Source organism: Achromobacter xylosoxidans, from assembly GCF_002192695.1.
GTDB classification, from domain to species: domain Bacteria; phylum Pseudomonadota; class Gammaproteobacteria; order Burkholderiales; family Burkholderiaceae_B; genus Achromobacter; species Achromobacter xylosoxidans_C.
In genome coordinates this window covers 1-12,442 of the sequence record NZ_MTLG01000007.1, presented here as the reverse complement: position 1 = coordinate 12,442, position 12,442 = coordinate 1, and the positions used below count along the sequence as shown (strand labels likewise).

General features: G+C 67.8%; 10 protein-coding genes. All 10 read left to right on the top strand.

Annotated features, from left to right (window positions below; translation table 11 throughout):
• The first annotated feature begins 211 nt into the window (after positions 1–211).
• Positions 212–883 (top strand): response regulator transcription factor, encoded by a 672-nt coding sequence (locus tag BRO63_RS01615; protein WP_088138242.1) that lies wholly within the window; start codon positions 212–214, stop codon positions 881–883.
• Positions 870–3,356, top strand: coding sequence for a sensor histidine kinase (locus tag BRO63_RS01610; RefSeq protein ID WP_088138241.1), 2,487 nt, complete (start codon positions 870–872; stop codon positions 3,354–3,356). The genes BRO63_RS01615 and BRO63_RS01610 overlap by 14 nt, the downstream gene beginning before the upstream one ends.
• Before the next feature lie 153 nt (positions 3,357–3,509).
• Positions 3,510–4,607, top strand: coding sequence for an ABC transporter substrate-binding protein (locus BRO63_RS01605; RefSeq protein ID WP_088138240.1), 1,098 nt, complete (start codon positions 3,510–3,512; stop codon positions 4,605–4,607).
• Between the two features lie 144 nt (positions 4,608–4,751).
• Positions 4,752–6,524 (top strand): ABC transporter permease, encoded by a 1,773-nt coding sequence (locus BRO63_RS01600; RefSeq protein ID WP_088138239.1) that lies wholly within the window; start codon positions 4,752–4,754, stop codon positions 6,522–6,524.
• Complete coding sequence (locus tag BRO63_RS01595) at positions 6,517–7,605, top strand: ABC transporter ATP-binding protein (RefSeq protein ID WP_088138238.1); 1,089 nt, start codon at positions 6,517–6,519, stop codon at positions 7,603–7,605. Before BRO63_RS01600 ends, BRO63_RS01595 begins: the two co-directional genes overlap by 8 nt.
• Positions 7,606–7,729: 124 nt before the next feature.
• Entirely contained in the window at positions 7,730–8,629 is a 900-nt protein-coding gene (locus tag BRO63_RS01590; protein ID WP_088138243.1) for a TonB family protein, read from the top strand.
• Positions 8,626–9,489, top strand: a complete 864-nt coding sequence (aroE, locus tag BRO63_RS01585) for a shikimate dehydrogenase (protein ID WP_088138237.1) — start codon at positions 8,626–8,628, stop codon at positions 9,487–9,489. Before BRO63_RS01590 ends, aroE begins: the two co-directional genes overlap by 4 nt.
• A 5-nt stretch (positions 9,490–9,494) precedes the next feature.
• Complete coding sequence (gene mtgA, locus BRO63_RS01580; RefSeq protein ID WP_088138236.1) at positions 9,495–10,217, top strand: monofunctional biosynthetic peptidoglycan transglycosylase; 723 nt, start codon at positions 9,495–9,497, stop codon at positions 10,215–10,217.
• 80 nt (positions 10,218–10,297) lie between these two features.
• Positions 10,298–11,476, top strand: a complete 1,179-nt coding sequence (gene lptG / locus BRO63_RS01575; protein WP_088138235.1) for an LPS export ABC transporter permease LptG — start codon at positions 10,298–10,300, stop codon at positions 11,474–11,476.
• Positions 11,473–12,306 carry a symmetrical bis(5'-nucleosyl)-tetraphosphatase gene (locus BRO63_RS01570; protein WP_088138234.1) on the top strand — a complete coding sequence of 278 codons (834 nt, stop codon included), beginning with the start codon at positions 11,473–11,475 and terminating at the stop codon, positions 12,304–12,306. Before lptG ends, BRO63_RS01570 begins: the two co-directional genes overlap by 4 nt.
• Positions 12,307–12,442 lie beyond the last annotated feature (136 nt).

Here is a 12,442-nt window from a genome sequence, read left to right as displayed (position 1 = left end):
CGGAATCCGAAGGAACCGCCGCAGGCGGTGACGAGGATGAGGATGGGGAAGTCCGGAGCGAACGCTCCGGACCGCAATCGTTGCCCCGCGCCCCGCAGGCCGCCGACGTGACAGGCGTCTTAAGAACCCAGCCCGCCCGCATCAAGACCCACAGAACCCTCACAGCCCTATAAACTCCCCCCGAAAGCCACAAAAGACACGGAGACAACACATGCGCATTTTGCTGGTCGAGGACAATCTCGATCTCGGCGATGCCGTGGAAAGCAAGCTGCGCTTCGCCGGCCACAGCGTGCAATGGGTGCGCGACGGCGTGGCGGCGTTGCGTTGGGGACTGGACGAGACCTGGGATGCCCTGGTGCTGGACATCAACCTGCCCGGCAAGGACGGCTTCACCGTCATCCGGGAATTGCGCGCCGCCGGCCTGGAAGCCCCCGTGCTGGTCATGACCGCACGTTCCGAAATCGAAGACAAGATCGACATGCTGGACCTGGGCGCCGACGACTATCTGGTCAAGCCCTTCGACCTGCGTGAACTCGAAGCCCGGCTGCGCGCGCTGATGCGCCGCCCCGCCGGCCAGACCAGCAGCATCACCGTCTATGGCAATCTCAGCCTGGACCTCGCCAACCGCAATGTCAGCGTGGCCGGCGCGCCGCTGGAGTTGGGCCGGCGCGAGTTCCGCCTGCTGGAGATCCTGCTCGGCAAGCTGGGCCAGACCGTCGCCAAGGAACGGCTGATGAACCAGCTCTTCGATCTGGACGACGGCACCCTCAATGCGCTGGAACTGCTGATATCGCGGCTGCGCAAGAAGCTGGCGGGCGCCTCGATCGATATCGTCACGGTGCGCGGCGTCGGCTATCAGGCCCGCAGCCATGAAGAACCCTGAAAACTTCTCCATCCGCCGCCGCGTCTTCGCGCTGGGCGTGCTGCTGCTGGCCTGTGCGCTGATCGGGCTGGTGTTCTTCCTGCGCGGCTATGCGCAGCGCGCAGCGGAGCAGGCTTTCGACCGGCTGCTGGCGGCCTCGGCGCTGACCATCGCCGGCTCGGTGCAGATCGAAGACAACAACGTCACCGTCGAACCGCCGGTGTCCTCGCTGGCCATGCTGTCGGGCGGCGAGCGGGTCTTCTACGAGGCCCGGACCTCGAACGGCCGCCTCATCACCGGCTACGACGACCTGGCGCCCGGCCTGCCGCTGGCGCAGTCGGCCACGCCGGTCTTCGCCTATCTGCGCTATCACGACGAACCCGTGCGCGTCGCCACCGTGGGCCGGCTGGTGTCGGCCAGCCAGCATGCCGGCTGGGTCACGGTGCGCGTGGCCGAGACGCTGGGGTCGCGCGAAGCGCTGGCTGACGAGATCCTGGGGCGCACGGCGCTGCCGCTGGTGGTGGTGTCCCTGGTGGCGCTGGGCCTGCTGTGGTTCGGCGTGCAGCGCGCCTTCGCGCCGCTTGCCGTGGTTGAACGGGAATTGCGCGGCCGCGCGCCGGACGATCTGGCGCCGCTGGTGACGCCCGTGCCGCGCGAAGTGCGGCGGCTGGTCGAGGCGTTGAACGCCTTCATGCAGCGCCTGTCCGGCGTCATGGGCACGCTCAACACCCTGGTGGCGGACGCCGCCCACCAGGTCCGCACGCCGCTGGCCTCGCTGCGCGCCCAAGCCGAAGTGGCCCTGGACGAAACCGATCCACAGCGGCTGCATGCGCGCCTGGAACGCATCCACCTGAACGCCACCCATGCCAGCCAGCTGATCAACCAGCTGCTGATGGATGCCACCATCACCCATCGCCTGGGCAAGGGTTCGCGCACCCTGGTGGGCGTGGCCGAGACCGTCAACGAAACGCGCCGCCGCATCGGCCCGCTGGACGCGCAGCGCCTGCATATCGAGATCGCGCCCGAGGTCCGCCGCGCCCGCATCGCCGGGGACCGCGTCGCCTTGCGCGAGATGCTGCGCAACCTGGTGGACAACGCCCTGCGCTACGCGCCCGATGGTCCCGTGGACATCCAGGCCACGCCCGTGGCGGGGTTCCGCGTGGCGCTGACCGTGTCGGACCGCGGCCCCGGCGTGGCCGACGACGAGAAGGACGCCGTGCAGCAGCGCTTCACCCGTGGCCGCGCCGGAGAATCGCAACCGGGATCCGGGCTTGGGCTGTCCATCGTGCGCTCGGTGGCCGCCGCCCACGGCGGTTCGCTCTGGTTGCAGGACCGTCCCGGAGGCGGCCTGACGGCGCGCGTGATCCTGCCGCTGGCGCGCTCCGCGCCTGGCCGCGCGGCAGCCGCCTGCCTGGGCGCCCTGTGCATGGCGGGCCTGCTGCTGGCCTCATCCCCCGGCGAAGTACACGCCGCCGGCATCGCGGAAACCGTCACCCGCTACCCCGCGCCGCAGCCCACGTCACGCGTCCTGACCATCGCCGGTCCCACGGATACGCCGGTGGTCGCGCCGCTGATCCAGGGCTTCCAGTCGCAACGGCCGGACGTGACGGTGGTGTACCGCGAGATGGGCAGCCGCGAACTCTACGAAGCCGCCGTCGCCGGGCAGTTGAAGGACGTGGACGTGCTGATGAGTTCGGCCTCGGACCTGCAGATCCGCCTGGCCAACGACGGCTATGCGCTGAGCTATTCCTCGCCCTATGCCGCCAAGCTGCCGTCCTGGGCCATCTGGCGCCACGAGGTCTATGGCTTCACCTTCGAGCCGGCCGTCATCGTCTACAACCCCAAGCGCTATACCGAAGCCACCGTGCCGCGCTCGCGCCAGGACCTGCTGCGCCTGCTGGAGCGCGACGCCGCGACGCTGCGCGGACGCATCGGCACCTACGATATTTCCGCCAGCAGCGTGGGTTATCTGCTGGCGGAACAGGACGAGCTGGTGTCGTCGAACTTCTGGGGGCTGGCCAACGCCATGGGCCAGGCCGGCGTGCGCCTGTCAGCCACCAGCGCCGAGATCCTGGACGCCATCGAGAACGACCAGATCGACATCGGCTACAACATCCTCGGCTCCTACGCGCTGTCGCGGCAGGCGGCGGGCGCGCCCATCGGCGTGGTCTTTCCGCAGGACTACGTGCTGGTGCTGGCGCGTTCGGTGCTGATCGCGCGCAAGGCGCCCAGCCCGGAACTGGGCCGGGCGCTGGTGGACTGGCTGCTGTCGCCGGCCGGCCAGCAGGTGGCGTCCAGCCATGCGGCGCTGGGCTCCATCATGGAAGACACGCCTGGCCGCTGGACCTCCGAAGCGGTGCTGGCGCGTTCCCAGGGCATCGTGCAGCCGGTGGTGCTGAGCCCCGCCCTGCTGGTCGGACTGGACCAGCGCCGCCATTCGCGCTTCGTGCAGAACTGGATCCGGCTGGTGACGGACACGCCCGTGCGGCCGTGACGTTTTCGGGCGCGCCGCGCCCACGCCGCCCAGGGATTTCCCCTAGACGCATCCTGCCGCCATGACAGGACGACGACAGACGCCGGCTCCTAAGATGCCCGCAAGCTGGACACGGATCCCGCTCCAACCACAAGACTCATCGGAGACACACCCATGCTTGCCAAGTCCCAACTGGCGGCCGCCTGCGCCGCTGCATTCGCCCTCGCCGCCGGCAGCGCCTTTGCACAGCAAGTGCCGGCCGGCTATCCGGCCGACTACCAGAAGATCCTGGACGGCGCCAAGAAGGAAGGCAAGGTCGTCATCTATTCGACCACCGACACCAAGGCCGCCGGCCCCGTCATCAAGGGCTTCGAAGCGCTGTATCCGGACGTCAAGGTCGAATACAACGACATGAACAGCACCGAGCTCTACAACCGCTATATCAGCGAGCAGGCGGCGGGCGGCACCAGCGGCGACATCGTCTGGAGTTCCTCGATGGACTCGGCGCTGAAGCTAGCCACCGACTACGCCCTGCAGTACAAGTCGCCGGAAGTCGGCAAGCTGCCGGCCTGGGCAGTGTGGAAGGATTCGGCCTACGGCACCACCTACGAGCCGGCCGTGTTCATCTACAACAAGCGCCTGATCCCCGCCGCCGAGGTCCCCACCACGCACGGCGCCCTGGCCAAGCTGATCGCCAGCCAGCCGGACAAGTTCAAGAACAAGGTCACCACCTACGACATCGAGAAGTCGGCCGTGGGCTTCATGCTGGCGGTGCAGGACAAGGTCAACGACCCCAAGTACTTCGAAACGCTCAAGGGCATCGCCGCGGGCGGCCTGATCGTGCAGTCGTCCACCGGCACCATGATGGAACGCGTGTCGTCCGGCGAAAACCTGATCGGCTACAACATCCTGGGCTCCTACGCCGAAACCCGCGCCAAGAACGACCCGTCGCTGGGCGTGGCCTACCCGACCGACTACGCGCTGGTCCTGTCGCGCGTCGCGTTCATCAGCAAGAAGGCCAAGAACCGCAACGCCGCCAAGCTGTGGATGGACTACCTGCTGTCGCAGAAGGGCCAGACCATCCTGGCGAACCAGGCCGACCTGGCCTCGGTGCGCGACGACATCGAAGGCGACAACGACGTGGACGGCATGACCAAGAAGCTGGGCGCCTCGCTCAAGCCGATTCCGGTCAACGAAACGCTGCTGGACTACCTGGAGCAGAACAAGCGCCTGCAGTTCATCAAGGACTGGCGCGCTGCGGCAGGCAAGTAATGCCGCGCAGCCCGGAGCCACGACTCCGGGCCGCCTCGCGCGTAGGGGACGGCGGCGCGCCGCCGTCCGCCTGACCGCCGCCGGGGCGGTCGCCCCCGACCCGGCCGCGCGACCCTCGCGCCATTCAAGAACACAGGATTCCCCATGCAGTCATTGCGCTCGAAATGGCAGTCCCTGCCCCGCGGCGTGGTGGTGCTGATCACGGCTTTGGCGATTTATGTGCCGCTGTCGTTCATCATCATCCAGAGCTTTCTGTCCGCGCCCTTCTTTGCCCCGTCCAAGACCTTCAGCCTGGACGCGTTCCGCTTCATCTTCGCGGACCCCGATTTCTACAAGGCGCTGAAAAGCGGCTTCATCCTGGCCTTCGGCCTGGCCATCATCGCCATCCCGCTGGGCGGCATGCTGGCCTTCCTGATGATACGCACGGACCTGCCCGGCCGCCGCTGGATCGAGCCGCTGATCCTGGTGCCGGTGTTCGTGTCGCCCATGGTGCTGGGCTTCGGCTATGTGGTGGCCGCCGGCCCGGTGGGCTTTTTCTCGATCTGGGCGCAGAACCTGCTGGGCTTCGTGCCCTGGAACGTCTATTCGCTGACCAGCATCGTCATCATCGCCGGCCTGACCCACGTGCCGCACGCCTATCTGTACATCTCGTCGGCGCTGCGCAGCATGGGCTCCGACGTCGAGGAGGCCGCCCGCGTGTCCGGCGCCTCGCCGCTGCGCGTGATGGTGTCGGTCAGCCTGCCCATGGTGCGTCCGGCCATGCTGTACGCCACCGTGCTGTTGTTCTTCCTGGGCCTGGAAGTGTTCGGCCTGGTGCTGGTGCTGGGCGATCCCGAAGGCAACCTGGTGCTGGCGACTTATCTGTACAAGCTCACCAACAAGCTGGGCATCCCGTCCTATCACCTGATGGCCGCCGTGGCCGTGGTGCTGATCTGCATGACGATCCCCCTGGTGATGCTGCAGCGTCGCCTGATGCGTACCGCCAACCGCTTCGTCACCGTCAAGGGCAAGGCCTCGCGGGCCCGTGCCCTGCCGCTGGGCAAGTGGCGCTGGATGGCCGGCGCGGTGGTGGCGTTCTGGCTGCTGGTGACCATCGTGGTGCCGCTGATGGGCGTGCTGCTGCGCGCCTTCGTGTCCAACTGGGGCATGGGCGTGTCGCTGTTCGACGTGCTGTCGCTGGACGCGTTCCGCACCGTGTTCTCGCAGCCCAACCTGATGCGCGCCATCGTCAACTCGGTGGCCATCGGCGTGTTCGGCGGCGCGCTGGCCGTGCTCTGCTACATGTTCGTGGGCCTGGCCATGCACCGCAAGCCGGACAATGTCACGCGTTTCATGGACTACAGCGTGCTGGTGCCGCGCGCGGTGCCGGGCCTGCTGGCCGGCCTGGCGTTCCTGTGGGTGTTCCTGTTCGTGCCGATGTGGCTGGACAACGCCCTGGACGAAGGCGGCTGGCTGTCGGCCCTGCCCTTCGCGGAATGGCTGCGCGAGAACTTCATCGAATGGCTGCGCGCCATGCGCAGCACCATCTTCAGCGTGTGGCTGGCCTATACGGTGGTGTGGATGGCCTATGGCCTGCGGCTGATCTCCTCGACCTTGCTGCAAGTGGGGCCGGAGCTGGAAGAAGCCGCCCGCAGCGCCGGCGCGCGCCGCGGCCAGGTCACCCGCCACGTCACCGTGCCGCTGGCCAAGTACGGCCTGATCGGTTCCTGGCTGCTGATGTTCCTGATTTTCGAGCGCGAGTACTCCACCGGCGTCTACCTGCTGTCGCCCGGCACCGAGACCATCGGCTCCATGCTGGTGTCGTTGTGGGCCTCGGGCGCCATCGACATCGTGGCCGCGCTTTCCTTCATCAATATCGTTCTGGTCGTGATCGGCCTGGGCGTCGCCCTGCGATTCGGAGTCAAACTTCATGATTGAGCTTTCTGTAGAAGACCTGCACCTGGATTACGGCGACAACCCGGTGCTCAAGGGCGTGTCGATGCAGTTGCGCCAGGGCGAAGTGGTGTCGCTGCTGGGCCCCTCGGGCAGCGGCAAGACCACGCTGCTGCGCGCCGTGGCCGGCCTGGAAGGCCCCAAGCGCGGCCGCATCACCATCGGCGAGCGCGTCGTCTACGACGGCGCGGCGAAGAAGGAGGTCCCGGCCGAGGAACGCAACCTGGGCCTGGTGTTCCAGTCCTATGCCCTATGGCCGCACAAGACCGTGTTCGAGAACGTGGCCTACCCGCTCAAGCTGCGCAAGACGCCCGGCGCCGAGGTGCGCGAACGCGTGCAGGCCGTGCTGGACCAGCTGGGCCTGGGCAAGCTGGGCCAGCGCCACCCGCACGCCCTGTCCGGCGGCCAGCAGCAGCGCGTGGCCATCGGCCGGGCGCTGGTGTACAGCCCGCCCGTCATCCTGCTGGACGAACCGCTGTCCAACCTGGACGCCAAGCTGCGCGAAGAGGCCCGCGCCTTCCTGCGCGAGCTGATCATGCGCCTGGGCCTGTCGGCCCTGATGGTGACGCATGACCAGAGCGAAGCCATGGCGATTTCGGACCGCATCCTGCTGCTGAACAACGGCAAGATCGAACAGCAGGGCACGCCGCAGGAAATGTACGGCTCGCCCTCCACCCTGTTCACGGCCGAATTCATGGGCAGCAACAACCGCCTGGACGGCAAGGTCACCGAAGTGCGTGACGGCCAGGCCCGCATCGAAGGCCGCGGCTGGTCGCTGTGGGGCAAGGCCAGCCCGGGCGTGGCCCAGGGCCAGGACGCCACCGCGGTCATCCGGGTGGAGCAGGTGCGGCTGGCGGACGACCCCGACGGCAACCACGTGGACATGCCGCTGCTGACCAGCATGTACCTGGGCGACCGCTGGGAGTATCTGTTCCGCACCCCCGACGCCGACCCGGCCCATACCCTGGCGCTGCGCGCCTACGGCCCCGAAGGACGCGAACCCGGTCCCTGCCGCTTGGCCCTGCCCGCCAGCAAGGTCTGGGTGTTTCCCCGCGCCGGCGCCTGAAGCGCCTGCCGGCTTGCGCCCCGGGGCAGGCCCGGGGCCCCGGGCTGCCGCAAGCCAGGTCTAGGCTGTCAGTGTGAACCGCCGCTGGCGCCCGGCGGGCCTGGACTGGCTCTACAATGCGCAGGTGCAACACCTCGCTGATTCCCCCTCCCCGCTGGGCCGGTACCTGCGGTGGCTGGGCGCCCCCGCCCAGCATTACCTGCGCATCGGCATCGCGATATCGCTGTTGGTGCACGCCGGCGCCCTGGCGTGGCGCTTCGGCGCGCCCGCGCTATCGCGTCCTCCGGTCACCAGCCTGGAAGTCGTGCTGCTCAATGCCCGCAGCGAAACGCCGCCGGAAGCGCCACGCGCGCAGGCCCAGAACCAGATGAGCGGCGGCGGCAACGCCGAGCGCGGCATGTCCACCACCCCGCTGCCCCGCACCGGCGAATCGGCGGAGACCATCGTGCTGGAGGCCATGCGGCGGCGCCAGGTGCAGCTGGAAGCCGAACAGACCCGCCTGATGACCCAGCTGCGCGCCGCTGACAAGGCGGGCGCCGAGCGCCAGGCCGTCAACCCCTGGCCCGACGGCGCCGACCTCGGCCGCGATGCCGAGGACCAGGCCAGCCTCATCCAGAGCGCCCAGGTGGCCGCGCTGGCGGCGCGGGTGCAGCAATACAGCGCCGAGCCGCGCAAGCAGTTCGTGGCGCCCTCCGCCGAGGCCTCGCGCTACGCCGCCTACCTGGACGCCTGGCGCACCCGCATCGAAACGGTCGGCACCCAGCATTACCCTGACGAGGCCCGCGGCCGCATCTACGGGACCCTGCGCATCACGGTGTCGGTGCGCGCCGACGGCAGCATCGCCGATGTCGAGATCGACCAGCCCTCGCCGCATGCCGTGCTGAACCAGGCGGCCCGCCGCATCGTCCAGCTGGCCGCGCCCTTCCCGCCGTTCCCGCCCGATATCGCGCGCGACACGGACGTGCTGGTCATCACCCGCACCTGGCATTTCGTCAACGACACCCTGGAAACACAAGCCCCATGACCGAGGCGCCCCCTCTCGCCAGATACGCCGTCATCGGCAACCCCATCGCGCACAGCCGCTCGCCTCAGATCCACGCCATGTTTGCCGAACAGACCGGCAAGCCGCTGCGCTACGACCGCCTGCTGGCCCCGGTGGACGGCTTTGCCGAAGCCGTCGCCGCCTTCGTGGCCGAGGGCGGGCTGGGCCTGAACGTGACGGTGCCCTTCAAGCTGGACGCCTACGCCCTGGCCGCCGGCCGCCTGTCCAGCCGCGCCCGCCTGGCCGGCGCGGTCAACACCCTGTCCTGGCGCGATGGCGCCTGGCATGGCTGCAATACCGACGGCGTGGGCCTGGTGTCGGACCTGCTGCGCCTGGGCCTGCGCCTCACCGGGGCGTCCGTACTAATGGTCGGCGCGGGCGGCGCCGCCCGCGGCGTGCTGCAGCCGCTGGCCGAGGCCGGCTGCGCCCGCATCCACATCGTCAACCGCACCGCGTCCAAGGCGGAAGAACTGGCCGCCTCCTGGCGCGACAGCGGCGTGTCGCCGCAGACCGCGGTCACCGGCGGCAGCCTGGCGGACGCCGCCCTGGCCGGCGGCTGGAACCTGGTCATCAACGCCACCGCCAGCGGCCTGCAGAACGCCGCCCCCGACCTGCCGCCGGGCCTCTACGCGCCCGGCGCCGCCGCCTACGACATGATGTACGGCGCCCAGCCCACCGCCTTCATGCGACAGGCCCAAGCCGACGGCGCCGCCCTTGCGGCCGACGGCCTGGGCATGCTGGTGGGCCAGGCGGCCGAAAGCTTCTACATCTGGCATGGCGTGCGTCCCGACCCTGCCCCCGTGCTGGCCGCGCTGCGCGAGGCGCTCAAGGCCGGGCAATAGACGGCATGGCGACGCGCAAGGGCCGCTCCTGGTTCCGGATCATCAGCGGCGCGCTGATGGCCCTGGTGTGCCTGGTGCTGCTCTACCAGTTCTGGCTGTTCGCCCAGGTGGTCTGGTACAACTACCGCCCCCCGGGCAGCAGCGCGATCATGCGCGAGGAACGCTCCCGCCTGAGCGACGGCAACCCCGATTTCGAGCTGAAATACGAATGGGTGCCCTACGACAAGATCAACCGCAACCTCAAGCGCGCGGTGGTGGCGTCCGAGGACTCCAACTTCACCGAGCATGACGGCGTCGAATGGGACGCCATCCGCAAGGCCTGGGAATACAACCAGAAGCAGCAGGAAGCCGGCCGCAGCAAGATGCGCGGCGGCTCCACCATCACCCAGCAACTGGCCAAGAACCTGTTCCTGTCCAGCTCCCGCAGCTATATCCGCAAGGGCCAGGAACTCGTCCTGACCTACATGATCGAACACGTCATGAGCAAGGAGCGGATCCTGGAGCTGTATCTGAACGTGGCGGAATGGGGCGAAGGCGTGTTCGGCGCCGAGGCCGCCGCCAAGCACTATTTCAATACCTCGGCCGCCAACCTTGGGGCCAGCCAGTCGGCCCGGCTGGCGGCCATGCTGCCCAACCCGCGTTTCTATGACGCCCACCGCAATACCCGGTACCTGAACTCCCGGGTCGGCGTCCTGACGCGGCGGATGCAGATGGTCGACATTCCCTGACACGGATCCGGCCCTATGGCCCCCACCCTCGGCGGCGGGATTTGTTAAGCTTTCGGGTTTAGGCGTTCCTCCTTTCTTTCATGCGCACCGCACGTCGCTACCTGGCCCGCGAGATCTATCGCTCTTGCGCAGTGGTCCTCATGGCCCTGCTGGGCCTTTTCACGTTCTTCGCGTTGGTGGACGATCTGGACAACGTGGGCGACAAGTTCTCCATGATGGCCCTGCTGTACATGCAGGCCCTGGCGATCCCGACCCGTCTCTACGACCTGCTGCCCATCGGCCTGCTGATCGGCGCCATCCTGGCGCTGGCTGGGCTGGCCCAGCGCAATGAACTGGTCATCCTGCGGGTCTCCGGCGTCAGCGGCATGAAGCTGCTGCGCATGCTCTGGATCGTCACGATCCCGCTGATGATAGGCGCGGGCCTGCTGTCCGAGTACGTCACACCCTGGGCCGAAATCAAATCCGGCGAGGCCAACCTGCTGTTCCGCGGCAAGGCCGGCGGCGACCGCCTCAAGAGCGGCTACTGGTTCAAGGAACCCACCGCCAACGGCGGCACCCGCATCATCAATATCGGCGAACTCAAGGGCGACGGCCAGGTAACCAACGTCACGATTTACGAGTTCAAGAAAGACCAGACGCTGTCCGTCCTGTCCACCTCGCCGCTCGGCCTGTTCCTCCATGGCGACCTGTGGCTGAACAATGTCACTGAAACGCGACTCGACGATCAGGCGGCCGAAGCATTGGCCGATGCCCGCCCACCGAAGAACCCACCGGCGACTGTCGTGAAGGTGCAAGAGCGTCGGATTGACACGACACTCAGCGCCGAACGCCTGCTGGCCCGCGTGCTGACCCCTGAACGCATGTCCATCGCCACGCTGCTGGACTATGTGGATTATTTGCGCAACAACCAACTGCAATATGGTCGACAGGTCGTCGCCTTGTGGCGCAAACTGGCGTATCCGTTCACCCTGCTGGTCATGATCACCATTGCCGCTCCCATCGGCTTGATGCAGACGCGCCGCGGCGGCGTAGGCGCCAAGGTCTTCATCGGCATCCTGCTGGGCGTGGGCTTCTTCATGCTGAACCAGTTGGCCCTGAACGTCGGCATGCTGGGCAAATGGCCGGCCTGGCTGACCGCCCTGGGTCCGAACATCGGCGCCATGATCGTGGCGCTGGGCGCGATGGGCTACATGGAGTATCGCCACACCATCACGCGGATCGCGCAACAACGTTGGCCTTGGAGCAAAAGTCCCGCATGAACGGCAGTATCTGGATGATCGGCGACGTGCAGGGCTGCTGCTCGCCGCTGGATCGCTTGCTGTCCCACCCCGAACTGGTCGGCGACCCCCAGTCGCGCTTCTGGTTCGCCGGAGACCTGGTCAACCGCGGCCCCGAATCGCTGGAAACCCTGCGCCGCATCATCGACCTGGGAGACCGCGCGACCACGGTGCTGGGCAACCATGACCTGCACCTGCTGGCCACGGCCGCGGGGGTGCGCAAGCCGTCCAAATCGGACACGCTCGAGGACGTCCTGCGGGCGCCGGACGCGGCCGACCTGATCAACTGGCTGCGCTTTCGCCCGCTGGCCCACTTCGAACAGAACCATCTGCTGGTCCACGCCGGCACGCTGGCCAAGTGGGACGTGGCCAAGACGCTGGCCCTGGCCGGCGAAGTCCAGGACGCCCTGCGCGGACCGAACTGGCAGAAGGCGCTGCAAAAGATGTACGGCAACGAGCCGGCCACGTGGAAGGAAGACCACAAGGGCGGCAAACGCATGCGGGTCATCATCAACGCGCTGACGCGCATCCGCCTGTGCACGCCCAATGGCCACATGGAATTCGCCACCAAGGTAACGCCGGGCGCCTGGCCGACCGGCCTGGTGCCCTGGTTCGACGTGCCCAACCGCGCCACGCGTAATGTCACGACCGTGTTCGGGCATTGGTCGACACTGGGGTTGTTGCAGCGGCCGGACGTAATTTGCCTGGATACGGGGTGCGTTTGGGGCGGGTCGCTGACGGCTTTGCGGTTGCAGGATCGGAGGCTGGTGCAGGTGAAGTGTTCGCAGTTTCAGGATCCGTTGTCTGAGTAGCGGTTTCGGGGACTTTTTTCCGGCTCGGTTTGATTGCTTCGTGGGCCGGAGTGCTTCGTAGGCCGCCCGTCGGCGCGGACGGCTGGGTGGCGAGCGCCCACGATTGCGGTCCGGAGCCTTCGCTCCGGACTGCCCC